32 protein-coding genes are annotated in these 25,373 nt (G+C 70.9%); 12 read left to right on the plus strand and 20 right to left on the minus strand.

What is annotated here, in order from left to right; all coding sequences use genetic code 11:
* Positions 1–77: 77 nt before the first annotated feature.
* The 20 genes from ACFWXC_RS00260 to ACFWXC_RS00355 form a co-directional block, all read right to left on the minus strand.
* Positions 78–1,268 carry a hypothetical protein gene (locus ACFWXC_RS00260; RefSeq protein ID WP_384471545.1) on the minus strand — a complete coding sequence of 397 codons (1,191 nt, stop codon included), beginning with the start codon at positions 1,266–1,268 and terminating at the stop codon, positions 78–80.
* Positions 1,265–1,600, minus strand: a complete 336-nt coding sequence (locus ACFWXC_RS00265) for a hypothetical protein (protein ID WP_384471548.1) — start codon at positions 1,598–1,600, stop codon at positions 1,265–1,267. Before ACFWXC_RS00265 ends, ACFWXC_RS00260 begins: the two co-directional genes overlap by 4 nt.
* 188 nt (positions 1,601–1,788) lie before the next feature.
* Entirely contained in the window at positions 1,789–2,898 is a 1,110-nt protein-coding gene (locus ACFWXC_RS00270) for a hypothetical protein (RefSeq protein ID WP_384470546.1), read from the minus strand.
* The gene (locus ACFWXC_RS00275) at positions 2,891–3,079 is read right to left on the minus strand and encodes a hypothetical protein (RefSeq protein ID WP_384470548.1); all 189 of its coding nucleotides are present in this window, start codon (positions 3,077–3,079) and stop codon (positions 2,891–2,893) included. Before ACFWXC_RS00275 ends, ACFWXC_RS00270 begins: the two co-directional genes overlap by 8 nt.
* Before the next feature lie 101 nt (positions 3,080–3,180).
* The gene (locus ACFWXC_RS00280) at positions 3,181–3,615 is read right to left on the minus strand and encodes a hypothetical protein (RefSeq protein ID WP_384470551.1); all 435 of its coding nucleotides are present in this window, start codon (positions 3,613–3,615) and stop codon (positions 3,181–3,183) included.
* A gap of 187 nt (positions 3,616–3,802) precedes the next feature.
* Positions 3,803–4,330: a hypothetical protein gene (locus ACFWXC_RS00285; protein WP_384470554.1), complete on the minus strand. Its 528-nt coding sequence runs from the start codon at positions 4,328–4,330 to the stop codon at positions 3,803–3,805.
* Positions 4,327–5,019, minus strand: coding sequence for a hypothetical protein (locus ACFWXC_RS00290; protein WP_384470557.1), 693 nt, complete (start codon positions 5,017–5,019; stop codon positions 4,327–4,329). Before ACFWXC_RS00290 ends, ACFWXC_RS00285 begins: the two co-directional genes overlap by 4 nt.
* A 34-nt stretch (positions 5,020–5,053) precedes the next feature.
* Positions 5,054–6,055 (minus strand): hypothetical protein, encoded by a 1,002-nt coding sequence (locus tag ACFWXC_RS00295; protein WP_384470560.1) that lies wholly within the window; start codon positions 6,053–6,055, stop codon positions 5,054–5,056.
* A 73-nt stretch (positions 6,056–6,128) separates the two neighbouring features.
* Positions 6,129–6,668: a hypothetical protein gene (locus ACFWXC_RS00300; RefSeq protein WP_384470562.1), complete on the minus strand. Its 540-nt coding sequence runs from the start codon at positions 6,666–6,668 to the stop codon at positions 6,129–6,131.
* A 7-nt stretch (positions 6,669–6,675) separates the two neighbouring features.
* A complete protein-coding gene (locus ACFWXC_RS00305) occupies positions 6,676–7,485 on the minus strand; it encodes a hypothetical protein (RefSeq protein WP_384470565.1) in 810 nt (269 codons plus the stop codon).
* Entirely contained in the window at positions 7,482–8,141 is a 660-nt protein-coding gene (locus ACFWXC_RS00310) for a hypothetical protein (RefSeq protein WP_384470568.1), read from the minus strand. Before ACFWXC_RS00310 ends, ACFWXC_RS00305 begins: the two co-directional genes overlap by 4 nt.
* Positions 8,142–8,318: 177 nt before the next feature.
* Positions 8,319–8,969 carry a hypothetical protein gene (locus ACFWXC_RS00315; protein ID WP_384470571.1) on the minus strand — a complete coding sequence of 217 codons (651 nt, stop codon included), beginning with the start codon at positions 8,967–8,969 and terminating at the stop codon, positions 8,319–8,321.
* Positions 8,872–10,374: a VirB4 family type IV secretion system protein gene (locus ACFWXC_RS00320; protein ID WP_384470574.1), complete on the minus strand. Its 1,503-nt coding sequence runs from the start codon at positions 10,372–10,374 to the stop codon at positions 8,872–8,874. Before ACFWXC_RS00320 ends, ACFWXC_RS00315 begins: the two co-directional genes overlap by 98 nt.
* Before the next feature lie 28 nt (positions 10,375–10,402).
* Entirely contained in the window at positions 10,403–10,864 is a 462-nt protein-coding gene (locus tag ACFWXC_RS00325) for a DUF6238 family protein (protein ID WP_384470577.1), read from the minus strand.
* 100 nt (positions 10,865–10,964) lie between these two features.
* Positions 10,965–12,437 carry an SCO6880 family protein gene (locus tag ACFWXC_RS00330; RefSeq protein WP_384470580.1) on the minus strand — a complete coding sequence of 491 codons (1,473 nt, stop codon included), beginning with the start codon at positions 12,435–12,437 and terminating at the stop codon, positions 10,965–10,967.
* A gap of 82 nt (positions 12,438–12,519) precedes the next feature.
* Positions 12,520–13,887 carry an ATP-binding protein gene (locus ACFWXC_RS00335; RefSeq protein WP_384470583.1) on the minus strand — a complete coding sequence of 456 codons (1,368 nt, stop codon included), beginning with the start codon at positions 13,885–13,887 and terminating at the stop codon, positions 12,520–12,522.
* Between the two features lie 36 nt (positions 13,888–13,923).
* Entirely contained in the window at positions 13,924–14,619 is a 696-nt protein-coding gene (locus ACFWXC_RS00340; RefSeq protein ID WP_384470585.1) for a hypothetical protein, read from the minus strand.
* The gene (locus ACFWXC_RS00345) at positions 14,619–14,933 is read right to left on the minus strand and encodes a DUF6112 family protein (protein ID WP_384470587.1); all 315 of its coding nucleotides are present in this window, start codon (positions 14,931–14,933) and stop codon (positions 14,619–14,621) included. The genes ACFWXC_RS00340 and ACFWXC_RS00345 overlap by 1 nt, the downstream gene beginning before the upstream one ends.
* Positions 14,934–15,192: 259 nt before the next feature.
* Positions 15,193–15,558, minus strand: coding sequence for a hypothetical protein (locus ACFWXC_RS00350; RefSeq protein WP_384470590.1), 366 nt, complete (start codon positions 15,556–15,558; stop codon positions 15,193–15,195).
* A 126-nt stretch (positions 15,559–15,684) separates the two neighbouring features.
* On the minus strand, positions 15,685–16,818 hold the full coding sequence (locus tag ACFWXC_RS00355) for a C40 family peptidase (RefSeq protein ID WP_384470592.1): 1,134 nt from the start codon (positions 16,816–16,818) through the stop codon (positions 15,685–15,687).
* 512 nt (positions 16,819–17,330) lie between these two features.
* Between ACFWXC_RS00355 and ACFWXC_RS00360 the strand changes: the two genes are divergently transcribed.
* From ACFWXC_RS00360 to ACFWXC_RS00415, 12 genes are all read left to right on the plus strand, one after another.
* Positions 17,331–18,086 carry a DNA-methyltransferase gene (locus ACFWXC_RS00360; RefSeq protein WP_384470595.1) on the plus strand — a complete coding sequence of 252 codons (756 nt, stop codon included), beginning with the start codon at positions 17,331–17,333 and terminating at the stop codon, positions 18,084–18,086.
* A 250-nt stretch (positions 18,087–18,336) separates the two neighbouring features.
* Entirely contained in the window at positions 18,337–18,885 is a 549-nt protein-coding gene (locus tag ACFWXC_RS00365; protein WP_384471550.1) for a DUF4913 domain-containing protein, read from the plus strand.
* Positions 18,882–19,361 (plus strand): hypothetical protein, encoded by a 480-nt coding sequence (locus tag ACFWXC_RS00370; protein ID WP_384470598.1) that lies wholly within the window; start codon positions 18,882–18,884, stop codon positions 19,359–19,361. The genes ACFWXC_RS00365 and ACFWXC_RS00370 overlap by 4 nt, the downstream gene beginning before the upstream one ends.
* A gap of 18 nt (positions 19,362–19,379) precedes the next feature.
* Positions 19,380–20,078 (plus strand): hypothetical protein, encoded by a 699-nt coding sequence (locus ACFWXC_RS00375; RefSeq protein ID WP_384470600.1) that lies wholly within the window; start codon positions 19,380–19,382, stop codon positions 20,076–20,078.
* A gap of 17 nt (positions 20,079–20,095) precedes the next feature.
* The gene (locus ACFWXC_RS00380; RefSeq protein WP_384470603.1) at positions 20,096–20,839 is read left to right on the plus strand and encodes a hypothetical protein; all 744 of its coding nucleotides are present in this window, start codon (positions 20,096–20,098) and stop codon (positions 20,837–20,839) included.
* Positions 20,840–21,020: 181 nt separating this feature from the next.
* Positions 21,021–21,335: an SH3 domain-containing protein gene (locus tag ACFWXC_RS00385; protein WP_384471553.1), complete on the plus strand. Its 315-nt coding sequence runs from the start codon at positions 21,021–21,023 to the stop codon at positions 21,333–21,335.
* A gap of 102 nt (positions 21,336–21,437) precedes the next feature.
* Positions 21,438–21,920, plus strand: coding sequence for a hypothetical protein (locus tag ACFWXC_RS00390; RefSeq protein ID WP_384470606.1), 483 nt, complete (start codon positions 21,438–21,440; stop codon positions 21,918–21,920).
* Positions 21,917–22,360: a hypothetical protein gene (locus tag ACFWXC_RS00395; protein ID WP_384470609.1), complete on the plus strand. Its 444-nt coding sequence runs from the start codon at positions 21,917–21,919 to the stop codon at positions 22,358–22,360. Before ACFWXC_RS00390 ends, ACFWXC_RS00395 begins: the two co-directional genes overlap by 4 nt.
* A 10-nt stretch (positions 22,361–22,370) precedes the next feature.
* The gene (locus ACFWXC_RS00400) at positions 22,371–22,784 is read left to right on the plus strand and encodes a hypothetical protein (RefSeq protein WP_384470612.1); all 414 of its coding nucleotides are present in this window, start codon (positions 22,371–22,373) and stop codon (positions 22,782–22,784) included.
* A gap of 41 nt (positions 22,785–22,825) precedes the next feature.
* Positions 22,826–23,668: a winged helix-turn-helix transcriptional regulator gene (locus tag ACFWXC_RS00405; RefSeq protein WP_384470615.1), complete on the plus strand. Its 843-nt coding sequence runs from the start codon at positions 22,826–22,828 to the stop codon at positions 23,666–23,668.
* A complete protein-coding gene (locus tag ACFWXC_RS00410) occupies positions 23,665–24,141 on the plus strand; it encodes a regulator (protein ID WP_384470618.1) in 477 nt (158 codons plus the stop codon). The genes ACFWXC_RS00405 and ACFWXC_RS00410 overlap by 4 nt, the downstream gene beginning before the upstream one ends.
* Entirely contained in the window at positions 24,138–25,373 is a 1,236-nt protein-coding gene (locus ACFWXC_RS00415; RefSeq protein WP_384470621.1) for an MFS transporter, read from the plus strand. The genes ACFWXC_RS00410 and ACFWXC_RS00415 overlap by 4 nt, the downstream gene beginning before the upstream one ends.

A 25,373-nucleotide genomic window follows, 5' to 3' on the forward strand; every position in this document is an offset into this window, starting at 1 on the left:
AGATGAGCGGGACGCCACGGCGCCGAGTGCGCTCAGCGGGTCTAGAAGCGGTCTACCGTGGCGGTGCGCCGCCAGCGTTACGGGCGGTGAACCGGGGACGGAGCGCCTGCCGAGGCTTGAGGCAGGGTGGTGTCCACGGCGGGACGGAGATGGAGCTGGGGCGGTCGGGGAATGCGGTGCGGGGGCAGGACGCCGACCGTGGCGCCGAGATCCTCGGCCGCCTCGTGCACCTCGCGGGTCAGGAAGGCCAGATGCCGGCCGAGTGAGTTCAGGCGGGCGCCGACCTGTCGGCCTTTGACGGTGTCGAGGGCATGGGCGAACTGGGCTGCGGTGTCGAGGAGTTCTTCCAGCCGGACGAGGGCGCCGGCTTCATAGCCGGTCTGCGTGGCGGTGAGCAGGGCGTCGGAGACCTCGCCGGCGGTGCGGGCCTCGACGGCGTCCCGCAGCAGTTCGTGCAGGGGCTGCTCGGGCGCGGGCTCCGGGCGGCTGAACCGTGTCGGGGAGTCGGCGCGCAGGAAGCCCGGCGGGACGGGACGGGGCAGTGCCCGTCCAGCTGCGGTTTCGTTGTCGTAGTGGCCGATCACCTCCCAGCCGGGCGCGTCCGGGTCCCCGGCGAGAGCCACGACCGTGTCGGTGTCGTCCTCGATGAGGTAGGCGAGGGTGACCAGGCGTCCGTCGGCCGCGTACCAGGACTCGATCAGGTCCAGCTCGCCCCTGAGCTGGGCGGCCTGAGCCGTCTCGGTCCACAGCTGCCGCTCTTCGGCGGTCAAAACGGGGTCGGGCTGGTGGCGTTGGTCGGCGAGGTCCGCGGCGGTCAGGACCTGCTCCGCCCAGAAGGCGAGGTGTGGCCACACGGCGTTGTGCTGCTCGCGCTCGGCAGGGGATCCGGGTGTCGCGGGCCGGTCGAGGGCGCGGGCGATCTCGGTGTGCGAGGCGTCGAGGGCATCGAGCAGTCCCCGCCAGGCGTGGGTGTGCCGGGCCTCGGGCAGTGCGCCGAGGGCACGGCGGGCAGCGTCGAGCAAGTGGTCGCTGTGTGTGCGGAGATGGGTGGCATAGGTGGCGAGGGCGGCCTGGTTGCGGCGGGCGAGGGCGGCGGCTGCGGCGTGGTGGTGGACGGTTCGGCCGTAGCGGTCGCGGGTGGCATCGAGCGCGGTCTGCGTCTCGCGGTCGAGGACGGCCATCCGCAGCCGGAAGCCACGCGCTCGGGAGACGATGTCCGCCAAGTCCGGTTCGGGGATGTCGGGGATGAGTGTTTCTCCGGGAGTCAGGGGCGGCGGTGCGCGTGAGGACGGGGCGGAGGACCGGCTGTCACGGCGGGCGGTTGGGCTGGAGTAGCGGGAGAGGCTGGGCGGAGGTCGGGGTCGAGATGGACCGGGTAGCGGGCTCCGGTGAGCATCTCGGCTGCCCAGGAAGCGTGTTCGTTCTCCCAGGCGCGTCCGAGGTCGAAGGGGAGGCGTACCCAGGTTCCGCGCAGGACCGGTTCGAAGCGGAAACCGGCCCGGCGCAGTATCTGGCCGGCGAACGCGTCGAGGGGGCCGTCGACTTCGACTTCGCCGCCGCGCCCGCGCACGATACGGATCGGCTTGGTGCCGGACGTCATGGGGATCGTTCCTTCTGGATTGCGGGTGAGGGTGTGAGGTGTGCTGCACGAGGTGATCGAGACAGTCGCGTCCGGCAAGCGCGGGGGTGGGTGGAGGTCTCGGCGACGCCGTGCTGCGGTTGAGCACCGCGCACAACCGCGTGATCGGGGCGCCGAGCCGGGTGTTCCTGATGGGGACGGGCCGCGGATCAGCGACGGGGCGCGGGCTGGCCCGCGGGGAGGGCTCTGGGCAGGGCCGCACTGGGTGCGGCGGCCGGTGAGGGCGGGGCGGCAGCCCGGGCCTGGCCCAGGAAGACGTCTGCGTGGGTGAGCCAGGTTTCGATCGCCGGCCAGACCTGCCGGTTGTGCTCGGCCCGGGAGAGTCCACCGGTACCGTGCTCGCGTGCCCTCTCGGCGTCGATGAGGGCGGCGGCGAGGTCGTCGAGGACGTCGGCGTCCTGCGGCGAGGGAGTGTCACTGGGGTGGCACTGATCGAGCAGCGCAGGGGCGTGATCCAGGACGTCGAGGAACTGGCGCCACGCGGTGTCGAGGAAGTCGGCGGTGCGAGCGCCGAACGCGTCCGCCCCCAGCGGTGTGACGTCGCCCTCCCATGGCGTACCGGCCACCGCGGTCCACGTGTCGTGCTGGCCGCGGATGATGTCCAGGGCTTGCCTGATGATGGAGAGCCGACGGCTGTGGACCGCGTGGTCGTAGGCGGGCAGGTACTTCTGGGTGATCGCGTGGGCGGCCCGGTCGGCGCTGGGCGCCAGCACGATGCTGCGCGGGGCATCCGGCTCGCTGTCTCCGCAGCCGCCGATGATGTCGGGAGCGAAGGCGCCGACAAGGTAACTGAGAGTGCGGCCGGGGTGTTCGACGAGCAGCAGCGAGGTGTCCGTGTCCGCATTGGCCAGGACGGCGGCGTAGGGGATCCGCTCGTTGCGTGCAGCGGATGCGAGGTCGCCGCTGTCCCAAAGCCACGGTACGATGTCCTCCTGCCACGCCTGACGGGGGTAGCGCTCGACTGCCGCGTTCCAGCGCCCGGGCAGGCGCCGGGCGATGTCACGGGCGATGTCGCCGATATAGCCCCGGCGGCTGCTGGTCAGGGCGACATCACGTTCCTCGGCGCATTGCGCGAGGTGGGCCAGGGCGGCTCGCCCGGCCTCCGGGTCGACGGTCGGCAGCTGGCGCAGGCCGGAGTCGTTGCGTACGAAGCCGGCTTCGGCCAGGACGGCCTCCGCGATCTCGTGGTTCTCGCCGTGGGCGAAGGCCATGAAGCCGGTGTGCTTGCTGTAGGTGAGGATGATTCCGGCGTCAGACATGGCGCAGCCCTCCATAGCGGCGGGCGCAGCACTGGCTGCGGTTGTACTGCCAGGCGTGCACGACGGCGGCCCGCTCCGTGATCGGGAGGACGGCGACACACGTCGGCGAGGCGGGGCTGGTGCCGTCGAGGGCGATCACCGCCTCCCACGAGACGTTGTGGCGCGTGCGGCTGGCGTGCATGACCGTCAGAAGGGCCCGCCGGGCTCTGACGAGGAGGGCCGGGAAAGCGGTCGTGATCGGGCGAGTGGACAGGGCAGGGTCTCCAGGGAGCGGGGCAGGACTCAGCGGCGGGCGGCCCGGCGCGCTGTGCTGGCGTCTGCGGCGGGCGATGTGTACGGCGACCGGGAGGCGCGGGAGCCGGCTGACGGGGGTGCGGAGACCGGCCAGTGCGCGGGATGGTTACTGAACGGCGTGCGGGGATCGGCACTCCAGCTGACGACCGATCCGCAGGGGGCATGCTGGACGGCGATCACTTCGATGCCGGACGGACGCAGGATGTAGCCCCACTGGATGTCCTGGTCTGCCGCGGTCTTCTCGGTGACGCCCATGCGCACCGGCGCGCTGCCGTCCGGGGTGATCAGGTTGGTCGGCGTGGTGCTGGGCCAGCGTTCGGTGCCGACGAGAGCGGTCACGATCTCGGGCGGGGCGCCGTCGAGGAGATCGGTGCCCAGCTCGTCCCAGCAGACGGCCACGTCGTCCACGAGATGCCGCGTCATGGCCTCGACGTCCTGACCGAACCGGTATCTGTAGGCGGCGAGCAGCAGAGGGATCTTCTGGCTCGGATCACCGTCGAGGTGGACATAGATGCCGTCGTATCCGGACTCGCTGGGCCGGGCGATGAAACAGCGGGTGGACAGAGGTTCTCCAAAACTGCCAGGACGCGGCGGAGTTGGCGGAACGGGTCTAGGGATGGCGGCGGGGAGAGGGGGTGCCGCCGGTCTCTGTGGCCCGGTGGTGCTGCTCGGTGACACCGGCCGTCGGGGCGGGCCTGGGCTGGGAACCGGTGACGGATTCCAGCGCCCGTTTCAGACTGCGCAGCGCCGCTGCATGCCCGAGCGTCAGGGCCAGCTGACTCTCGACCGAAGCAGCGGGGCCGTGCCGGTGCGCGAAGCGGTGCGTTTCGGCAAGCCCGGTGAGGGCCGTGCTCAGGTGCGTGGCCGCCCGGTTGGTGTGCACGAGCGCGGTGGCCAGCTGTACCACGTACTCGCGCCCCGCGGTGGTGGCGGCCAGAGGGCTGTTCGCGCAGTCCCGCAGATCCGCGAGGAGACCGGTCGCCAGGCTGTGCACGGCGCCCAGCTCGTCGGCGGTGGGGGAGATGGCCGCCTGCGCGCTTCCGGTCTCGGGAGGCACGAGGGCGGCGGCGGTCTCGGTGATGCGCCGCTGCCAGGCCGTCAGACGGGCGTGAACGAAGCCTTCGTTGGTCAGGCTCATCGGCGCTGCCCCCTGTAAGTGGCTGTTCGTGGCAGGGGCGGGTGCGTACGTGTTCCGTCGCTGCTGTGCAGGGTGATGTGGAAGTTCTGGTGCCGCAGGCGCTGCAGGCTGATGATCAAGTGACTCCGTATCTGCTCCGGGCTGAGGTCGTCCGGCAGGTGGCACTCGCCGGTTACGGGGTCGAGCAGGAATCCGCCGTGCGCGAGCAGTTCGGCGTTGGCGCCGAGGTAACCAGAGCGGATCCGGGGCCGCTGGTGGGCGTCGAGGGTGACGTGGACCTGCAGGTGGCCCGGGCTGCTGCGCCGGATCGGGGTAGGGGCGGCGAGCCGGTAGGCGAGCAGCAGTCGGCGGTGCAGTGCTGCCGCGGCCCGGACCGGGTCGTCAGGTACCGCGATGCCGCGCGGGGCCCGGATTCCCTGGACGTGCCGGTGGCTGGTGTTCGCGGGCAGCATCGGCAGTACCAGATACTGGCCCGGCCGGTGGGGGCGGGGCATCACGTACAGCTGGAGGCCCCAGTGGTGCGTCAGTACGGTGCGCTGAGCACCGGCTTCGTACGCCGTGTATGGCAGCGGTCCGCTGTCCCACATCCGCCCGCCTGCCTGGTCGCCGGCCATGGGGACCGCGCTGGTGGAGGGCTGCCAGCCGGGCAGGCGCTCGGCGAGAGCATGGGTGAACTCGGTGATGTTCAAGGTGGGTTCCTCGTGAAGGTGTCGGTGCCGCTGGTCACGAGGAGGCGGTCATGCCGTGGGCGTCGGTGCGGCGGCAGGTGTAGCCGGTTAGCGTCGACTTGCCCGGCGACATGGGGACGGTGGCGACATCGGAGCAGGTGAACTCGTAGGTGAAGTTCGGGCTGTTGTTGGTGCCGAGCCAGGTACGGTCGTCCTGCTCCGGGATGATCTCGTAGCCGGAGAAGACCGTGTCGCGCTGGGTGTGGCTGTGGGCGAACACGACGAGGGCCTTGAAGTCGGTGGTCTTCAGCGCGTAGCTGTCGGTGAACTTTGGTGCGGCGGCCGAGAACGAGGTGCTGCCGTGGCTGCCGAACTTGTGCACCGTCTTGTCGTGCGCCTTGATCTGTTGGGCGGACGCCTTGGAGGAGGTGAAGACCTTCTTGCCGCTCAGGTCGGCGCCCGTGGCGAAGTTGTCGCCGACGGCGGTGCGCAGGGTGGTGACCGGCGCGGCAACGTCCTTGCTGGAGGTGGCGTCCAGGGCGGTGGCGTAGCCGCCGGCGTCGAGAGCGATATTCGGTAGCTTCTTCGGGTCGGCGAGGTCGACGGCGGCGACCATCTCCCACCGCTTCGTCTTCGCCTGCTGGGCGAGAATCATCACCCGGACGTACTGCTTCTTCTTGCCGCTGCGAGTGACGGCGGCGAACCACCCCTGCTGGCCGGCCGTGAAGCGGGGGATATAGACGTCGGTGGCGGCGAGGTCGTACGACCACGGCTTGTACTTCTTGCGGTCGGCCTTGGGCAGGCCCTCGTCCTCCTTGTAGTCGGCTACCGACATTGCGTACAACGGTCCGTCCTCAATCGTGTCCAGGAGCGCCCGGTTGCGGTGCTTGTTCGCCTCGTTGTTGATCTCCGAGTAATGGGCGATCTGGGCCAGAGCCTCCTTCTTTGTCAGTGCCGGGACGGCCGTCGGAGTGGGCGAACCACTGGGGGCTGTCTTGACCGTGGTGCTGGCGTTGTTGCTGGTGGTGCAGGCGGAGGCGGTGAGGGTGACCGCCATGGCGGCGGTGAGCAGGGCGGCGGTGCGGCGGGCGGGTATGTGCTGGGGGATGTAGTGCTCCGGGTGCGTACGGTCAGTGGGCTCGGGTGGGGGCGGATGCCGCGAGTGGGGGCCGTGTGGCTGAGGGCGGGGGCCGGGTGTCGGCGGCGGTCCGCAGGTGCTTCGCGGCCTCGGCGAGGTGGGTACGGGTCTCTGCGATGCGGTCGGCGAGATGCTGGTGGCCGCTGGTCATTGCACGGGCCCGTACGGGGCTGGGTGCTTGGTGGCTGAGATCGGCGAGGCAGCCGAGTGCGTGGACGGCGGCGCCGAGGGTGGCGAGCGCGGCACCGGCGGGCTCGGCCGCGCGGGCGAGTCCGAGGGTGAGGCGGCGCTGGGCGGCCGTGACCTGGTGGGGGTAGTGGGCGGCAGCTCGGTGTCGGAAGGCGTGCTGGCCGGCCAGGTAGCCCAGCAGACGTGCCAGGTGGCGGACTTCGTCGTCCAGGATGTCGCTGAGCACTGGGTCCGCACGGATCTGGTCGGGCAGCGGGAGCTGGTCGGCGACGGAGTTCAGCCGGTCGGCCACGTCGTGCAGCAGCATCCGCTCGTCGAGATCAGTGGCAGCTTCAAGACGCATCAGAGGTCTACCGCCGGGCTGCGGACGGTGTGCCGGCTGCTGGCCCGGAGCCGAGGGCCGGTGCGGGGGCGCGGGACGTCGGGCGCGGGGTGATGGGGTTGGCGTGACGGAAGTTGACGCCGATGCCCTGCGCGGTCAGCTGCCGGACGGCGGTCTGGATCAGCAGGGCGCGGTCGCTCGTGCTGTAGGAGTCGGGCAGGGCGAAGGCGGTTTCGTGCGGTCGGTACTGGAAGTGGCAGTTGTACAGCACCGTGCGGGCGCCTTCGGGCACCAACGCGTAGGGCGCGCCCACGACCCCGTCGGGGTACCAGACCAGCGTGAGGGTCTGCGCGGTCTCCGGCGCGGACCGCCGGCACGGGGGCTCCGGCTGAGTGCGGGCGTTGCGGTGCACCGTGTCCAGGGCCAGGCGGTAGCGGGGGAGCAGGCGACGTGTGACAGCGGCGGCGGCCCGGACCGGATCGCAGGAGACCGCGAGGCCGTTCGGCTCGTCGACCGTGGCAAGGTGATGGGGCAGGAAGCCCTCGGGCTCCAGCGGAGCCACGACGAACTGGTGGCGGTACAGGGGCCGGTCGGCGACGTAGAGCTGCTGCTGCTCGGGGCCGTGCAGTACGGCGTCGTGGCCGAGGACGTACTGGCTGACGATGTAGTCGACGTGCCCGGTGTCCCAGAGCCGCTCGATGATGGGGAACTGCTCGGCGTAGGAGGCGTGCCGGTGATACTCGCTCCTCCAGGTGCCGGGCAGGCGAGCGGCGAGGGCGGCGGCGAAGGAGGACAGGAAGGTCGTGCGGATCGGCTGCACGGGCTTCGCGGCGGTCACCGGCTGGGACCGCCCGGCGCAGGCGGTGGCGAAGGCGGGGGAGGCCCTGGCGGTGTCCCGCGAGCTGTGCGGGCGCGTTGCGCGAGTGAGTCGGGATCCGGCGGCGGGTCGTAGTGCGCCCGGAGGATCTGCAGGTCGGCTTCGGCGGCCATGGCGAGCGCGGAGGAGATTCGGCTGGCCGCGTCGCGCAGCAGCTTCGGCGGCGACCCGGTCTGCGCGCCGCGGTTCTGGTTCTTCCAGCGGGCGGTGAGGGCCAGGTGGTCGATGACCTCGCCGAGGAACGGCTCGACCGCGTCCAGCAGTGCGTTGAGGACGGTGCTGAACTCGGCCGGCGTGTCGGCGGCGTCCAGCGCCTCCCGGTAGGGGCTCAGGTCCGGGACGGGGAACGGCGCGGTCGGCAGGGCGTGTGCGGCGCGGAAGTCTGCGGCGTCGCGCTCGGCCCAGCGGTGCAGGTCGTCCGTGGTGGCCGACCCGGTGTGGTGGGCGCGGATCTGTTCGCTGGTTCGGCCGACGTTGTCGTACAGCTCGAAATCGGGGTGCTGCAGGAGGGACTCCGGAGAATCTGAAGGGGCGTTCCGGCCGTTTCGGGTGGGGCTGTTGTCAGGAGTGGCGGTGTGTCCGGGAGATGGTCGGGAGGGGAGAACAGCTGATTTCACGGCGCCGCGACCGTGCTGCGGAACTCCGTGTGAGGCATGCGGGGCGGATATCTCGGCGTTCCGCCCAGATGGGGGGCGGGGTGCCGCCGATGAGGGAAGGGGCGCCGAGGTCGCGGAGCCAGCTGAGGAGCTTGGGCGACAACGTAAGTTCGCGCGGGTGGAAGGCTGGGGCCCGGGTCAACGGTGGCGACCGCTCGGTCCGGGTGGTGGTGGCACGGTGCTCTCTCGGTGGGAGGGCGCGAGGAAGAAGCGGTGGAAGCCGAGGTGGTCGTTGAGTTCCTTTGCCGCGTCGCGGAGCGATTCCGATGTGCGCCGCAGGCAGGCGCGCGCCGAAGCGTGATCGATGACCATGCGGTTCGCCAGGTAGTACGGGGCGGTGGGCTTGGAAGAGCGGGACAGACAAAAGGCGCTCTCCGCGGTCTCGGTGAAGTGCTGTGCTGCGCGGCTCGACATGGTGGCCGCCGCCGTGAGGTGCGCGAGCACGTCCTGGCCAGCACGGTTCGCGCTGTGGGGGCTGCGAGCGAAGCCGGCGGCCATGCGTACGACGTCACGTGAGAGGTCCTGCGCGTCGGCGGCATGCTGGAACAGCTCGGTGTACGAGGGCGCGGCCGGTACACGACCGCTCTCGTCCAGCAGCTGCCACTCCTCGACGGCGCTGAGGAGTTTGTCCTTCAGCGCATCGAGTGCGCCGATAAGGCGGACGGTGTCGCCGCGCGGGGCCCTCGCTTTTTCAGTGCATGCGGGCGTCTGTGTCGAAGAGCGCGAGTTCGTGGCTGTGCAGGAGGTGCTGCACGATGAAAGATCGTCCGGCGACTTTCCACAGGCCACGCCCTCGGTTGAGGTGGGCGATGGCGTCCATTTCGACGGAGGTCAGGCCGAGCAGGGAGGCTGCCGCGTGGAGTTGGTCGGTCTCCTGGCGGTAGACGATGCGGGTGGAGCAGTCGGCGAGGAGTCCTTCGGCCAGGGCGCGGCCTTGTGATCCGGCGTCGCCGGCGGTGAGCAGGTCGGACAGCCGGTGGATCACCATGAGGTTGGCGATGCCGAGGCCGCGGCTGAGTTTCCACTGGGCCTGCATGCGCTGGAGCAGTCCGACGTGCCGCATCAGCCGCCATGCCTCGTCGTACACGATCCAGCGCCGGCCGCCGGACGGGTCGGAGAGGGCGGACTCCATCCAGGCGGAGGCGCAGGTCATGGCCAGGACGAGGGCGGTGTCGTCGCCGGAGCCGCCGAGCCGGGACAGGTCGATGGTGAGCATCGGTGCGTTCGGGTCGAAGGCGACGGTGGAGGGGGCGTCGAACATGCCGGCCAGGTCACCGTGGACGAGGCGCCGCATCGCGTGGGCCAGGTCGCGGGCGGCGTCGCCGAGCCGGCCCGACATCATCCCGGCGGCTTCGTCGAGCGCATCGGGGCTGTTGAGGGTGGCGGCGACGTCTCCGAGGAGCGGGGTGCTGCCGGCGGCGGCGCGGGTGACGACGGCGTCCAGGGCGACGTCCAGGGCGGTGTGCTCCATGGGCAGCAGGTCCCGGCCCAGGACCGTCCGGGCCAGGGAGCCGAGCAGGAGCAGGCGCCGTTTGCGGATCTCGCCGACCCAGTCGGCCTCCGTCACGCTCTGCGGTCGCGGGGCCGCGTCCAGGGGGTTGAGTCTGCCGGGCAGTCCGGGGCCGAGAGCGACGGACCGGCCGCCGAGGGCGTTCGCCACCGGCGTCCACTCGCCTTTCGGGTCGCACGGCACGTAGACGTGGTATCCGAAGGCCACTGAGCGCAGGGCGAAGGACTTCGCCAAGGCGCTCTTGCCCTGGCCGATGACTCCGGCCAGCAGGAGGTTCGGATTGGTGAATCCCTCCACGCGGCCGTAGAGCGCGAACGGATCGAAGACGAACGATGCTTCCGCGTGGACGTCGCGCCCGATGTAGATGCCCTCGGCGCCGAGGCCGCCTTCGGCCAGGAACGGATACGCGCCGGCGACCACGGCCGTCGTCATGCGGTGGGCGGGCAGCTTCAGCCGGTTCTTCCGGGCGGAGGCGGGACCGGGTCGCCCGCTCGGAGGGTAGAGCGCGGCGGGCATCTCGCGCTCGGCGGTCGTGCTCTCGGCCTGGTGGGCACGGGCTTGTGCGCGGGCTGTGGCGGTGGCCTCGGCGAGCTGGCGACGCGCGGCCTTGCGGCTGGCGCGGTCGGTGCCGTGGGGGGTGAAGAGCGGGCTGGCGGAGGCGCGCCGGGTGGGCCGGTGGCTCATCGGGGGCCCTCGATTCTGCGGGTGGTGCTCATCGCACGCAGGCCGTGGTGCGAGGGCGGAGGTCGCTGGGGGTGGTCCTGCGGCGCAGGACGTGTCCGGCGGCGAGGTGGCGCTGGCAGATCGTCAGCACGGGCGGTCCCTCGGGCAGTTGCTCGGGATGGCAGGCGCTCGTCTCACCTTCTGCTGCGGTGTTGGCGGGCAGCAGGTGGAAGGCGGCGTGGACCTCGCTGGTGGCCTGCCAGAGGCGGGTGTGCGCGCTGGCCAGGTGACGGCCGGCGGCGGGGTGCGGCGGACGGGTGGTTTCGGCGAGGCGGTCCAGGAGCTGGAGCAGGGCGGTCAGGTGGGCGTGGAGCACGTCCAGGTGCAGCCGGTCCGCCCGCCGGGGCGGGGTCGTGTCCGACGAGGCAACGGCCCGGGTGTGGTGGCGGACTCCGGCGCTCGCTGCGCGGAGGTAGGGGTGCGCGTCGTCCGGAGGTGTGCGGGAGGTCAAAGGTGGTGGTCCTTCCTGCCGGGAGGCAGGGGCGGCGACGGGTGGTTCGTCGCGGATGAGCGAAGAGCAGCGGGCCAGGGCGTCTGCCGACGGGCCTTGCTCACAGGGCGGGCCGGGCGAGCGGGAGCGCGCTGAGGGTGAAGGCGTCCGGCTGCTGGTAGTTGAGCCGCCGCAGATCGACGCCCGAGGTGACGGCGTGGGTCTCGATCTGTGCGCAGGCGGCGTCCAGGAGGGCATCGGTCTCGGCGGTGACGGTGACCAGACCGGTCAGGGCCACGTCCGCGTGCCCGGCGATGAGCTGGCGTTCACGCTGCTTGACGTCGGCGTACTCGACGGAATCCTCTTCGGAATCGACCTGTCCGCGACGAGCGCGTTCATTGGCGTCGGCGATGATCGCCGCCTTCTTCCGCTGGACGTCCCGCAACGCGGACTCGAGCCCCTGCGGCACGTATATAAGGGAGAGGCTGCGGCGCACGCCGGCAGTGAACATGATCCCGTGCAGGAACCCGGCCCCCATTTCGGTGCGCGGCCAGTTCTCCACCCAGTAGGTCGCGTGCCGTGCGGTGTCGGTGGCGAGGCGGTCGTACTCCTCGAACTGGACGACGGGACCTGCGGCGGCGGGGTCGGCCTCGGCACGGCCGGTCTCGGACCACTGCTGGAGTGCGGCAAGGGCCTTGGGGTCGTAGGCGGTGCGGATGACGGCGGCGATCTCCTGCGCGGTCAGCCAGCCGGTGACCTGGAGTCCGGCGTTTCGGGCGGCCTGGGCGATGGACGCGGTGGTCTGTTCCATGACGGTGAACGCCCCGGGCAAGCCTCCGCCGGCCTGGCTGATCAGGCGCCGGGCGGCCTTGAGGTCGAGGGAGATGGCGAGGTAGGTCTCGTGCGGTGCGGCGGCGGGGCCGGCCGAGGCGACCAGTTCGGAGTAGATCTGTCCGGCAACGGGGGTCTGGGGCTGCCCGTGGTGGGTCCAGTGTCGGGTGAGGGTGTCGCCGCTGTCGGGGACGGTGCGCTCCAGTACCTGGACGGTGGCGATGTGCCCGGTGCGGGCGATGCCCGCCAGCGCGCGCCCCCAGCTGCTCACGTTGTGGTTCTGAGCGGCGGGGTCGAGGAGGGCGAAGGCGCGGCTGGTGACGCGGGCGATGGCGGTCAGTGTCTGCTGGTGCGGGTCGTGGACGGCCGCGGCGCCGCCAGCGGAGTCGCCGGGCGTGACCACCTTGAGGGACGCGGCCGTGCCGGGCAGATGGAGGACGCCGTCCTGCCGGGGCCGGGTGACGGGCCGGGCGAGCCAGAGGGTCTGGCCACTGCGGCGGCGGTGTGCGTAGCGGGCGACGATCGGCGCCCAGTCGATCAGGGAGCGGCCGTGCCGGCGGATCGCGACGAGCGCACCGGATACCGCCCACAACGGGGCCAGAGCGACGGCACCGAGCAGTCCGGTGGAGATCACCGTCATCAGCAGCAGCGCCAACGTGCATGAAACAAGAACGAGTTGCGGCAGGGAGAGGCCGAGGAGGATGCCGCGGCGGGACCGGTGCGGGAACTTCACCGTGACCGGGGCGACGGAGAGATCAGTCAAGGGGCGGGTCCTGGAGGCGCGGGTGGAACCCGGGGACGGGAGATGGTGTGCACATCCCGCCCCCGGTAGACGGGCAAGGGGATCAGAGGCCGGTCGGAGGCGGCGGTCCGCTCACCCCGCTGGATGTGGCGGTCTGCGAGCCGGAGGACGGCGGTGCGCCCTGCGGCGGCGGGGTCGTGGCCGGCGGGACGGACTGCCATCCGCCGCCCTGGCCGGACGCGGCGTACGCCCCGGATCCGCCCGGCCCCGGGCTGCCGCCCACCTGGCCGCTGGTGTCGCCGGACACACTCGCCGGCGCGGGCTGGACGGCCTTGTCCAGACCGGACTTGACCGCGTCGTCGCCGGACGAGACGCCCGTGCCGCCGCCCTGCGAACCTTCCTTGCCGTCTCCGTCTGCGCCGGTCGGATTGGCGGCGATGTCGCCGGGGAAACCGGCGGCGTCGGGGCCCTGCGGTGGGGCGCCCGCTCCGGCGGCAGCGCCACCGGTTCCGGCGGTGGCCGCAGCCGCAGCGGCCTTGCGGGCGGCCTTCTCGGCATGCGCCCTGGCGATCTGCGCTCCGGCACCGCCGGCACGGTGGAGGGACTCGCCGTCGGTCCCGTCGGCCGCCCAGTGCACGAACTTGAAGACGGCGTACGGGCACAGCAGCACCAGGATCATGATCACGATGCCGGACATGACGTCGGCGAGAGCCGCGATGCCGTCCTTGGCCTCGGTCTTGCCCATGGCGGCGATGCCGAGGATGAAGATCACGGTCATCAGGAGCTTGGAGACCACGAGGGTGGCGGTGGCTTCGATCCAGCCCTTGCGCCAGCGCCGGGCGACCTCCCAGCCGCCGCCGGCGGAGGCGAACACGGCGAGGGTGACCATGACGAGGATGCCGACCTTGCGGACCATCATCACGCACCAGTAGAGGAAGGCCCCGATGGCGGCGCCGAGTCCTGCGACGACGGGGACGAGCCAGCCCAGGGCCGTCAGCGACCCGATCTGGTCGACCTTCACGATGCGGCGCACGGCCGACTCGATGTTCAAGTGGGCGGTCTTGAACAGGCCGTCGCTGACGGCGTCGACCACTTCGACGGCGACCGTGGTCAGGGCGATGGCGCAGAAGGCGAACAGGACGCCGGACGCGGTGCCGGTGAACGCCTGGGTGAGGGCTTGTCCGTCGCGTCGGACAGCGGCCCGCACCAGTTGCGCGCAGAAGGTCGCGACCAGCAGAGTCAGCCCGAGCGGCAGCAGCATCTCGTAGTTGTCGACGAACCACGTCGCGTTGAGGTCCACCTTCGTGGTGGTGTCGACCGCCTCGGCGGCCAGATCGGCTGCGGCGGCTGCCAGTTCACCGGCGGACTTCGCCATCCAGTCACCGATGGCCTTGCCGGGATCCGAGGCGAAATCCACCGCGTCACCGACGGAGCACAACTTGTCTGCCAGGGGGTAGTCACAGAAACCCACGGGGAGTTACTCCTCCTTTCGTGTCTCAGGCGCGGATCACTGCGTGACGCTCGGGGCGATGGCGGCCAGGGTGCAGTCGTGGCTCGGGCGGCATTGGACGGCGAGGGTCACGGCCCGTTCCTCGGCCCCGCTGCCGCCCTTCTTCCAGGCGATCTGCTGCGTGCCGTTGACGGTGACGACGTAGATGTACGCCTCGGTGATCGCGGACGGGTCGTCGGCCAGCGCCTGCTTGAACGCGGAGGGGTAGTGGCCCTCGGTGACGTGGGCGGTGGCGTGCTGGTCCTGGTCGGACATCCGCGACCACAGCACCGGATCGGGTACCTGACCGGAGACCGAGGCCCAGTCGGCGTACTTGGTCTCCGTGGCCATCCAGGCGCGCATGCCGGCGAGCTGCTGGTCGCGGCTGGTGTCGCGGGTGTCGTAGGACCACAGCATCTGGGCCGCTGCCTTGGCGTAGGCGACCGGCTCGGCGATCTGCGGGGGCTTGGGCACCGATCCGGACCCGGACGACGGCTCCGGGGCAGCCTCGCTGGAGGACGGGCTGCTGTCAGCCGGGGCCGACGCGTCGGTGCCCGCAGCTTGATGGCCGCTCCCGCCGCCGGTCACCACGGCGACGATCCCGGCGATGGCGAGCAGGACGGCGACGACGCAAGTGACCATCGCGATGCGCCGGTTGACCGACCAGCCCACGCCGTACGAGGACAGCGAAAGGAAGGGGAGTCGGTTCCGCATCAGTGGACCTGCGCCCCCAGGCCGGAGAAGAAGGCGACGATCCCGTTCGCGGCACCCAGACCAAGGGCAGCGCCGGCGGCCACGACCGCGCCCTTCTTGCCGTTGGCTTCGGCCTGGTGACCACCGGTGTGGTGTCCCCAAGCCCATACGCCCAGCGAGACGGCGAGGGCGCCGACTACGGCAATGATCCCGAACAAGTTGATGCTGTTGACGACGTTCTTCAGCACGCTCAGGCCGGGCAGGCCGCCGCCCTGGGGTGAGATTCCTGGGTCGTAGGCGAGCTGGATGACGCGGTCTGCGAGAGGGACGGACATAGGTATGGCAAGGCTCCTTGCGTACGCAGGCCCGGTGGGGGCCGACGGGAAGGGGGGAGGCGCGAGGCGACTGCCTTGGGAGGGAAGGCCGGCAACCGTGCGGGAATTGGCCGGCCCGGATGACACCCGTGGCGCGGCAGGGTGGCGTGCACGAAGACATGCAGGTGTCGTCTCGAGACCGCAGCGGGGCCACAGTTCGTGCCAGGGCCTGCCGGCGGCAGCGCTTTGACTCACATGGCGGGGCGGCGGCCGGGGTGCGCTACTTCGGGATCGACGGCTTCGGCGCGGGGTTGGTCTTGTAGGGGTTCGCGCAGTTGTAGATCATGTAGCCGCGCAGCTTCTTGCCGTCGGCCTTCCGGGTGACGGTGCCGCGGGTGTACCAGGTCTTCTCGGCCTTCTTGTACGCGAACTGGTCGTAGACGACCTTGTCGTGCCGGTAGCCGATGCCCACGACCGTCGACGTCTTCGACGGAGCCTTGCGGACCTTGACCGCGCTGCAGCTGATCGTGGTGGTGTCGGTGTCGTACGCCTGTGCCGTGGAGGCCGTGACCAGGCCGCCTGCGGCGACGCCCAGGGCCAATGAGGCTGCCGTGATGGCACGCTGGGCGCGGTGGTGGGTTATCAAGGAAATGCTCCGTACTGTGGAATGGGGTGGCCAAGGCTGCGGGTTCTGTGAGGCTCGTCCGCTCAAGTGCTGGCGAAGCCCAGGGGATATCCCGGGCAGGGGCGGTGCGGTGGGGCGCACCGGTGGTCAGATCACGCGTCGCGCGGCGAGAATGTCCCAGTTCGCGAGCGCAGTGATGCGAACTGGTTTTCCAGTTCTGGGTGCTTCGATCGCGAGTCCCGAGCCGAGGTACATGCCGACGTGCTCGGGCCGGGCGGCGGTGCCGCGGCTGAAGATCAGGTCACCGGGCTTGAGCTGGGCGGGCGGGACCGCCTTGCCCTCGTTGACCTGCGTGTACGTGGTGCGGGTGAGTGTGACGCCGGCATGCGCGTACGCCTGCTGCATCAGGCTGGAGCAGTCGCAGCGGCCCATCGGGTCGGGGCCGTGCGCGTTCTTGCAGGACCCGCCCCACTGGTAGAGCGTGCCGAGCTGCTGCATCGCCCACTCGATGGCTGCGCGTGCCTTCGGATCTGCGTCCTGGGGGATCTTGTAGCCCTTGGGGACGCTTCCCTCGGGGATGCGGCCGAAGCCGGAACCGTCCTCACCCGGAGTGCAGCCGCTTGTGCCGGGCGACGGCTGTTTGCTCTGGTCCGCACCCTTGCCGTCCGTGTCGTTGCCGCCGCCGGGGAAGGTCTGGACGATGGCCTCCTGCAGCACGGTGGCCAGGTTCTCCCACTGCGCGTAGGCGTCCGGCAGCCCGGACTTCTGCACGGCCTGGGCGGCCTGGGTGACGGTCATCTGCTGCCAGCCGTCCACCTTGATCAAGTGTTCGTAGAACTGCTCGGAGGCGTAGACCGGATCACGGATCTGCTGGGCGCTGCCCCAGCCCTGGGAGGGACGCTGCTGGAACAGCCCGAGGGAGTCACGGTCCCCGTAGTTGAGGTTGCGTAGCCGGCTCTCCTGCATCGCGGTGGCGAGCGCGATGATCTGTCCCTTCTTGGGGACGTCGAGGGAGAGGCCGGTGGCCACGATCGTTGCCGCGTTGGGGACTTGTTCGGCGGGCAGGTCCAGGCCCTCGACGTGGACGTCTTTGCCGGACGCGCCGTCGAGGATCTTGGTGACCTGCTCGGCGACCTTGTCGGTGTCGATGTCGGTCAGACAGCTGCTGAAGGAGCCGCTGCTCTGCACCGCGTCGGCCGAGGAAGCGAGCATCATGCCGGTGCCGGCGATCAGGATCGGGGAGAGGAAGACGACGCCGATGCCGGCGACGAGCGCCTTCAACCCGAGCGGACCGCTCGCCGGTCAGCGAAGTCGGACAGGGGCGGGTAGCGAGACGTCATGAACGTGTCCTTCGGGGTGCGGTGTCCGGCGTGCCGCGTGCACTAGGCGAGTCGGAAGGGCGCGGCAGCCGGGGTGGGCGATCAAGGCGGGCCGGTGTGGGCGAGTTGCCGCTCGCTCCGCGTCGCCGGGCCGTGAGCTAGATGTGCCGGGACAGGGGGTACCTCCGTGAGGCGTGGCGGGGAGTAGCCAGCGGCGGTGTGCGCCGGGCGGTTCAAAAACTGTAGGCGCAGATCGGCGGTTGACCAAAAAGTCGGCGTGGGGTGCCGGAAACCGATACCTCGGCAGGGCACTTCTTGGTCGTCGGCGGTTTCGCCTCTACAGTTTTTGGACTCCCCCTCGCCCTCCTCGGTCTGCGGCCCCGGGCGTCTGCATGCCCACTTCCGGCCCGCGAGGACTCCTGAGCGAGGCGGCTATTTCCCTCCGCGTTTCCGCACCCGAATCGGGGTTCCTCTTTGCCTTTTTCCCTGCACCAGGGCGACGCTCTGGCCGTTCTCTCCGGCCTTCCGGACGGCTGTGTCGACTCCGTCATCACCGATCCGCCGTACAACTCGGGCGGTAGGACGGCGAAGGAGCGCACCACCCGCTCCGCGAAGCAGAAGTACACCTCCGCCGACGCCCAGCACGCCTTGCCGGACTTCACCGGCGAGAACATGGACGGCCGCTCGTACGGGTTCTGGCTGACGCAGATCATGACCGAAGCCCATCGCCTCACGAAGACCGGCGGCACCGCGCTGCTTTTCACCGACTGGCGCCAGCTCCCCACCACGACGGACGCGATCCAGGCGGCCGGGTGGCTGTGGCGCGGGGTGCTGGCCTGGCACAAGCCGCAGGCCAGGCCGCAGAAGGGCCGGTTCACCCAGAACTGTGAGTTCATCGTCTGGGCGTCCAAGGGCGCGATCGACGGCTCCCGCAACCCCGTCTACCTGCCCGGCCTCTACAGCGCCTCGCAGCCCTCGGGGGCGAAGCGCCAGCACATCACGCAGAAGCCCGTCGAGGTGATGCGCGAGCTGGTCAAGATCAGCCCCGAGGGCGGCACGGTCCTCGATTTCTGCGCCGGCTCCGGCTCCACGGGCGTCGCCGCCTTGCTGGAAGGTCGCGATTTCATCGGCGTGGAGAAGACCGAGCACTACGCGTCGATCGCAGCCGACCGGCTCACCGAGACGATCCGCGAAACGCTCACCCAGGACGACGTGGTTCTCACCGTCTGATCCTCTACTGCGTATTCCATTCCGGGGACTCGCGCACCCTCCCAGCCTTTTCCGGAGTCCGCCGAGATGCTCGTGCAACCCTCCGGCGGGTCGGTGCGCCGTGCATTCCGCTTACCTGTCATCTCGTGTCTCGTAGGAGGCCGTACCTTTCATGTCCGAAGCCATAGAACCCGCAGACGGCGCGGAATTGGAACCGGTTCGCATTCCGGACCCGCAATTGGAGGGGATCGAGGCGAGCGTCCGACGGCTCATGGAGCAGTCGGCGCAACAGGCCCAGCAGCTCGACCATCTCGCGTCCGCCCCCGTGCCGGGCGGATCGCCGTTCGCGGCCTTCGGCATGCCCGGGCTCGGCGGGCCGCCGGCTCCGGCCGTTCCGCCAGAGCCTCGGCCGATCCTGGAACTGGACGGAGAGGACCGCGAGGACGAACTCGACGCTCTGTCGGACTGGGTCGACGACTTCTTCCTCCCGGTCTACGGGGCGGAGGTCACCACCGCGGCGCCCTGGTGCCTGCAGTGGCAGGAGCACGACGACGTCGTGGCCTGGCTCCACGCCCTGTGGCTCGCCTACCAGCAGCACAAAGACCCCGAAGCCGGGCTCTCCGGCCTGTTCGTGTGGCACCGGGACTTCCTCACCCACGCCGTTGCGGCGATCCGCGCGCCGGGCGGGCCGCTATCGGCCTGCATGACCTCTCCCGACCGGCCCGCGCACCGCCTTCTGCCCGGCCCGCCGCCATCGGTACGCACGGAGACGGCGCCGGCCACGGCAAAGGCCCCAGAGCCGGACGAGCCGACGTCATGACCGCGGGACAGCCCGCCTTCGGCCTGAGCTTCGACCCGCGCGCGCTGACCGATCTCCTCCAGGCGCCCAGCGATATCCGCGACCTCACCCTCGCCTACCTGCAGGAAGTCGTGAACGCGCAGCGCTTCGGGCTGCGCCTCGACGGCGATCTGGAGGGTTACCGAAAGCTGTTCGTGGATTCACGCAAGGACTGGCGCGTCGTCTACGGCGTCCGTCCAGCGCCTGCGGAGTCCGCGCACCTGAAGGAGATTCACGTCGTCGCGGTCCGGCCGCGTGCGGGCAACGACGTCTATGACGAGGTCGGCCGCCGCCTGGGGATGACCCGCCGGCCGCTGAGCGCCCGCACCCACGCGGCCCGTTCCCGTTCCCCGCAGCTGACCACCCGCACTCCCGCGCCCCGGCCCGGCCCGTCGTCCACTGCACTGCCGGGCCTGCCCCGTCCCGCACACAACCCCGCGCACCATCACACCCGCTGAACGCACGGAGCGTCGCCTATGCCCCCTGAACCCGCGCCGCCACCAGGCCGGCGTGCGGTGTCCCCGCTCGACCACCGCATCGAAGCCGTCACCGGCCACGACATCGACTCCCTGTGGGCTTTCCGAGACCGCGGCGTCCTCGACGAGCCACACGCCCACTTGGTCGACCGGCACCGCGAGCTGGCCAAGACCCAGACCAGCGTCACTTTCTACCTCCGCCTCCTCCATCGCCTGTCCAGCGGCGAGTTCGAAGTCGATGACGCCCTGTTCACGCGCATCGACCGCACCGTGACCCAGCTGGAGGAGGCCACTGACGCGCGAGATACCGCTACCCGGGAGGTGCTCGCCGCCCTGGAGCCGATCGACGCCGCTGGGGCAGCCTCGGCACCCGGCTCGCAGCAACTCTCGACGGACGACCAGGCCGCGCTGCTCGCCATCGCCGGCGGCGCCAAGCTCTACGAACACCTGTTGACCGGCCGGATGTCCGTGACCACTGCCTCCAGCACCCGCATCCCTCACGCCAAGCTCCAGCGGCTGGAGGACGCCGGTCTGGTCGTCCGGGACACGGGCCACCCCGTGCACGCCGGCCAGCCGGTCGCCCTCACCGACGCCGGACGCGCCGCGCTGTTCGCCGCCCGGCGGACCCCCACGACCCAGGCACCCAAGCTCCCGGCCCGCCCCGGCACGTCGCCATCTGCCCCTGCGCAGCGGCGCTGAACTTCACCGAAAGGCCCTTGTTGTCTCCCACCGAACCGCCACCGGCTCGGAGATCCATCCCCCAGGTCGACTTCAAGCTGGACGACTTCGACGCCGACGAGGAGATGTACCGCGACTTCTACCGCAAGGTCGCCGTCCGCGAGGACATGCTCGTCCCCCTCGCCGAACACCACAACGAAGCGCACAGCTACTACGTCCTGTTCGACCGCACCGCCACCTGGGGACACCCCGGTATGCCGCAGGTCCTCGCCGTTCATCTGCAACGGGACCGGGAGAAGAAGACGTTCGCCTTCGAGCAGGCGCCTCTGCCGCTGCCCGCGATGGCGCAGTCCTGGCTCATCCACCGCGGCTGCCCGCACGACGCCATCAGCCTCGACCCGAAGTCGGGACCGCCACCGGCGGACGAGGCCACGCGGGAGCTGGAGCGACGCCTCGCGGGCGACGGCGACCACTACGCCCTGGGCTACTCCTACACCTGCGACGACCCGGACGACATGGTCACCGTCGTGGCACTGTGCGCCCTGGACGCGCGAGCCCCCAGCCCGTTCCGTGTCGTGGTCGAGGAGGTCGACACCGACACCTGGACCCACACCCTGCGCGAGGGCGGCTTCGACACGAAGGATGCCGCCCTGCAGTGGTGCGACGACCGGCTCACCGGCGAGGCCGGTCCTCTCCCTCCGGTCCGCCCGGCAGCCGCAGCCAGCCGTCCGGCCGGTGTGGCGAAGGCCCTCACTCCGCTGGCGCCCGGCCGTTCGCGCTGAGCATCGCCGTCGACGCGGGCTGCGCAACATAGCCGACGATCGCCGGTTAGCCAAACCGGCGATTCTCCGGACTCTTGTACAGCCGCCGGAACAACTCCCGCAGCGCTATTTCCTGCAGTCCCTATGCCTTCACGGGGGTTTCTTCCGCATGCGCTCCACCCGAATTGCCAACTCCGTGGCAATGCTCGGCGCGCTCGCCCTGCCGATGCTCTCCGCCGCTACCGCCAGCGCGGGACCCGCAGCCGTCTCCGCGGCCTCGGCGAGCAGCTGCTCCTCCGCGCCGCCGCTGCGGTACGAGGTGCACGCTCAGGCCGTGACCATCCGGTCCAAGGCCAGCTCGAAGTCCACCGCGCTCGGCGTGCTCTACAAGAGCCACACATTCAGCGTGGACAAGAAGTCCGGCAACTGGCTCTACATCACGGACAAGACGACCGGCGTCAAGGGCTGGGTGTCCGGCACGTACGTCAACCGCGACGTCCGCATGCGCCTGGACTGACAGGAATTCAACAGGCGCCCATAGGCGGCTGAGCCACCGAATACGGCGTCCCCTCACATTCCCTAAGGCATCGGCACCATTTTCAGAACAGGAGCTTTCCTTTTGTCCGACGGCATATCCGATGACGCTGAGGATGTCGTGGGCGTGCTCACCGAACGGATCGAAGCGCGCTTCGGCATGGACATGGACCAGTTGAAGGCCGCGGTCGCCGCAGCTCCGATGGCGAATCCTGCCGCCACCGATGTCGTCCGGTGGTATGGCCTTCTCGTCGAGGCTCAGTCCGTACTCGACCGCGCGGAGAACGATCTTCTCACAGCGCTGGAGACTCAGCCGAACGACGTCGACGACCCGACGATGGGCCTCGCCCACCGCGTGAACGCGGCCGTCACCGCCCGCGACGGCCGGGCCATGGTCGTGCGATGGCTCCTTGAGCCCGACGCTCCGGGCAAGAAGGACCTCGCCGCCGAACGGCTCGCCCTCCTTCGCCCCCGAACCGGTCCGGCGGTGCAGACCAGCGCTCCCCACCAACCAGCGGGTACACCCGCGCCGGCGTCGGCGTGGCGGGCGGGAAGGCCGACTCGATGAGCCCGGTCAAGGCCAGCACCATGGACGCCGACCTGCAGCAGGTCTTCGGCAGCCCGGTCCCCGAACTGCACGAGGCGGCCGTCGGCCACGATGCCTCTCCGGCCCTCGCCCGTGCCCTGGAACTGCGCTCGTTCCTGGCCCTGACCGAGGAGCAGGTCGTCCGCGTCCGCGACCGGGTGCACGCGGACATGGACCCGGACCGCGACATCGGCGAGCTGTCGGCGGACAAACTCCGCTTCGACGCGCAGTGGCTGGAGGCCGCGCTCGACGCCCGCGACAGCTACCGCGCGGCCCTCGGCGAGCTGCTGTGCACCATGCCCCCGCCCGACCCGCAGGCCAGGCCCGTCCGCATGACGCAGCTCAAGGCCACCGTCACCCTGCCCCCGTCCGCCGCCCCGGCACCCCAGCGTGCCGGGACGGCCCGGGCCCGCCGACCCTGAAAGCCCCGGATTGCCCCACCTCACGTCCACCGAAATCGCCGGACGGATCGAGGACCTGTACGGCGTGCCGCTCGCCGACCTCGCAGCCCACGCTCAGGATCAGCCGCCCGGCATGCTCTCCGCCCTGCTCGGCATGCACGACGACCTCGCCCTCGCCGAGCGCAGCATCGACATCCACCGCGATCACCTCGCCCGGCTCGTCCACCCCGAGCGGCAGATCGGCCGGCACGAGGTCTCTCACCTCCTCGACGGTTCCCGTCGGCTTGCCGAAGCCGTCGCCGTGCGTGATGTCCAGGCCAAGTCAGTTGCCGCTGTTCTCCAGAGCCTCACCCGCGTCCCGGCCCCAGCGCAGTCCCCGCAGACGCCTTCGCCGTCGCTACCGGCTCCGCCCCTTGAGGCCCAGAGCGCGGCGCACAGCCGCTGACCCGCAGGCGATCCCCCTCAATTCACCCAGGAGTTCCTCCCTTGGCCATCACCGCTCTGCCTCCCGACACCGACGCCGACATCGCCCGGGTCACCGAGGCCCTCGCCATGATCACCCCGCGCTGGAACGTGAGGATCCTGCTGGCACTCTCCGGCCCGCCGCTGCGGTACACCGAGCTGGCGGCCAAGGTGTCCTGGCTGCAGAGCGGCCAGCTCCACCCCAAGCTCAAGTCGCTGTGCGACGCCGGGCTCGTCGAGCGCGCCGAACACACCGCACGGCAAGTGACCTACGGCCACACCGAGCGGAGCGTGGCCCTGCTGCCGGTCCTGCCGATGCTCGTCACCTGGGCCGAGGAGCATCTGGAGACCGCGGACCACCCGCTGCCCGCGATCGAGCAGATCGAGGACAGCCTCACCCTGCTCACCCGGCGGCACGCCGCCGCCATCCTGTGGGTGCTGAAGTCCCGCGAGGAGGTCAGCGGGCGGGCCCTGGCCCGGATCGTGATGCCCAGCAGCGACTGGACCAATATCTACCCACCGCTGCGGCAGCTCGTGGCCGACGGCCTGGTCGACTCCGAGGGCACCGGCCGGCCCTACCGGCTGTCGGCGGCGGGCGACGGCCTGGGTCCCGTCCTCGGCGCGCTGTCCGCGTGGTCCGCCGGGCAGCCCCTCAACGGGGCGACCTGCCACCCGGTCTGGGGGCTGCCGCAGGCGACGTCCGCGCCGAAGCCGTGGGTTAGCAGCCCCTCCCGGCCCGCCCCCGCGACACTCCTTCCGGTCCGGACGGGCGAGTCTGCTCCGGCCTGGCAGAGCCGCGATCTCTTCTCCCATGCCATGATCGCCCGCCCCAAGGCGGCCGTCCCGGCGGGAGGCCCGCGCCGATGACCACCCTCTTCGCCCCCGCCGAAGTGCGCAACGCGGTCGAACTGCTGGCCTCTCGCTCCTTGATCCGCCTGGTCACCGAGATCGACGACAACGGGGCGATACCGGCACGACGGCTGGCCGCCACCCTGCCCGACCTCTCCACGCACGAACTGCGCCGCGCGTTCGAAACAGCCCGCACCCACGCTCTCGTCCGGACCGCGCCCGGCGCCGCACTCGAACTCACGAACGCTGGTGCGGAGTTGGCCGACCTGTACGACGCGGCGGCGCGATGGTCCCGACGCCACGCCTCCCCGGCACCGGTCTGCGCGTTCAGCACCCGCGTCCGCCACGTCCTCGACCTGCTGACACCCTCGCTCGCGGCCGACAGCGCCGAGGCCGAGGCGGACCTTGCCCGTCCCCGCGCCCTCCTGCTCCAGTGGCTGACCGGCAACCCGCAGGTCACCGCCCTTTCCGATCCTGAGCCGGTCGCGTGAGCGCAGCGGTCACACCCCGGCAAGCGAGATACACCGCCGGGCTGATGCGCGGCATCTACCTGCCGCGCACAGCGGACGCGTTGGCGTTCGCGATGTCCACCTACGGCATCCCGCTGCTGGTCCTGGCCACCACGCGCTCCGCCGCTCTGACGGGTACTGCGTTCGCCCTGGAATGGATCCCGCGGCTGGCAGCTTTCGGGTGGGCCGGATCGATCGTGGACCGGCGCGGGGCATCCGTGGTCTTCCGCCTCGCTTCCCTCGGACGCGCGCTGGCCCTCGCCGCCGGCGCGGTCCTCCTCCACCTCCACCCGGTCGGCACTGTCGCGAGCGTGACCGTCATGGTGCTCGCGGCGGCCACCGGAGTGCTCACCGAATTCAGTTACATCGCGGCCGAGACCGCGGGCGCCGCCGCCAGCCGCCGGGCAGGTGCACGGGCCCATCGTGTCCAGGCTGTCCTGCTCGGTATCGACCAGACCGCGACGCTGGCCGGCCCGGCGCTCGCCGGACTGCTCCTGCTTGCCGGGCCGCCGCCGATGCTCGCCGTGATCACGGTGCTCTCGCTGCTCGCCGCGCTGCTCGCTCTGCGCACACCTCCCTCGCCCGTCGTTCCGGCCCGCGCGCCGAAAGGGCGGCCCGGCGCCGGCCTCCTCACTGGGTGGCGCACCATCCGCTCGCTGCCCTCGCTTGGCTGGCTGGTGACCGGGCTGACACTGTCCAACCTGGCCACCGGACTGCTCCAGGCGGCCGGTCCGGTGATCATCGTCGAGCACTTCGGGCAGTCCACCACTGCCGTCGGCCTGGTCTGGTCCGCAGCCGCCGGAGCGACGCTCCTCAGCATCGCGCTCTGCCGGTTCGCGCTGGACCGTCTGGGCCTGTGGCCGGTCGGAGCCGCCTGCGGTGCTCTCGCCTCGCTCGCCTGCCTCGCCACCGCCCAGGCCCCCGACTACCTGTCCTACCTGGTCCTGGTCGCGATCCTCATGGCGGCAGACGGCGGCATGGCGGTGGTCCTGCGCACCCTGCGCTCCCGCCTGATCCCAGCGGAGAAGTTCGGCAGCACCCTGTCGGCGACCGTTCTCATCCTGCTGCTGCCGTTCCCCGTCGCCGGCGTACTGACCGCGCTCACCCCGCCTGACGCGATGGGCCACGTCATCACGGCCTGCGCCGTCCTGCAGGCCCTCGGCCTGTTCCTCGCCTTCGCCCGACTGCGCACGGATCCCGCCCTGCGCACCTGA

Origin of the sequence: Streptomyces sp. NPDC058683, from assembly GCF_042716195.1 — a bacterium.
In the GTDB taxonomy this organism is placed as follows: Bacteria; Actinomycetota; Actinomycetes; order Streptomycetales; family Streptomycetaceae; genus Streptomyces.

Coding starts and splice junctions, on each gene's coding strand:
- ACFWXC_RS00265 (WP_384471548.1), bottom strand. CDS start 1,600: ATGACGTCCGGCACCAAGCCGATCCGTATCGTGCGCGGGCGCGGCGGC.
- ACFWXC_RS00270 (WP_384470546.1), bottom strand. CDS start 2,898: ATGTCTGACGCCGGAATCATCCTCACCTACAGCAAGCACACCGGCTTC.
- ACFWXC_RS00275 (WP_384470548.1), bottom strand. CDS start 3,079: ATGCACGCCAGCCGCACGCGCCACAACGTCTCGTGGGAGGCGGTGATC.
- ACFWXC_RS00280 (WP_384470551.1), bottom strand. CDS start 3,615: ATGACGCGGCATCTCGTGGACGACGTGGCCGTCTGCTGGGACGAGCTG.
- ACFWXC_RS00285 (WP_384470554.1), bottom strand. CDS start 4,330: ATGAGCCTGACCAACGAAGGCTTCGTTCACGCCCGTCTGACGGCCTGG.
- ACFWXC_RS00295 (WP_384470560.1), bottom strand. CDS start 6,055: ATGGCGGTCACCCTCACCGCCTCCGCCTGCACCACCAGCAACAACGCC.
- ACFWXC_RS00300 (WP_384470562.1), bottom strand. CDS start 6,668: ATGCGTCTTGAAGCTGCCACTGATCTCGACGAGCGGATGCTGCTGCAC.
- ACFWXC_RS00320 (WP_384470574.1), bottom strand. CDS start 10,374: ATGAGCCACCGGCCCACCCGGCGCGCCTCCGCCAGCCCGCTCTTCACC.
- ACFWXC_RS00340 (WP_384470585.1), bottom strand. CDS start 14,619: ATGCGGAACCGACTCCCCTTCCTTTCGCTGTCCTCGTACGGCGTGGGC.
- ACFWXC_RS00345 (WP_384470587.1), bottom strand. CDS start 14,933: ATGTCCGTCCCTCTCGCAGACCGCGTCATCCAGCTCGCCTACGACCCA.
- ACFWXC_RS00365 (WP_384471550.1), top strand. CDS start 18,337: ATGGAGCAGTCGGCGCAACAGGCCCAGCAGCTCGACCATCTCGCGTCC.
- ACFWXC_RS00370 (WP_384470598.1), top strand. CDS start 18,882: ATGACCGCGGGACAGCCCGCCTTCGGCCTGAGCTTCGACCCGCGCGCG.
- ACFWXC_RS00375 (WP_384470600.1), top strand. CDS start 19,380: ATGCCCCCTGAACCCGCGCCGCCACCAGGCCGGCGTGCGGTGTCCCCG.
- ACFWXC_RS00385 (WP_384471553.1), top strand. CDS start 21,021: ATGCTCGGCGCGCTCGCCCTGCCGATGCTCTCCGCCGCTACCGCCAGC.
- ACFWXC_RS00395 (WP_384470609.1), top strand. CDS start 21,917: ATGAGCCCGGTCAAGGCCAGCACCATGGACGCCGACCTGCAGCAGGTC.
- ACFWXC_RS00410 (WP_384470618.1), top strand. CDS start 23,665: ATGACCACCCTCTTCGCCCCCGCCGAAGTGCGCAACGCGGTCGAACTG.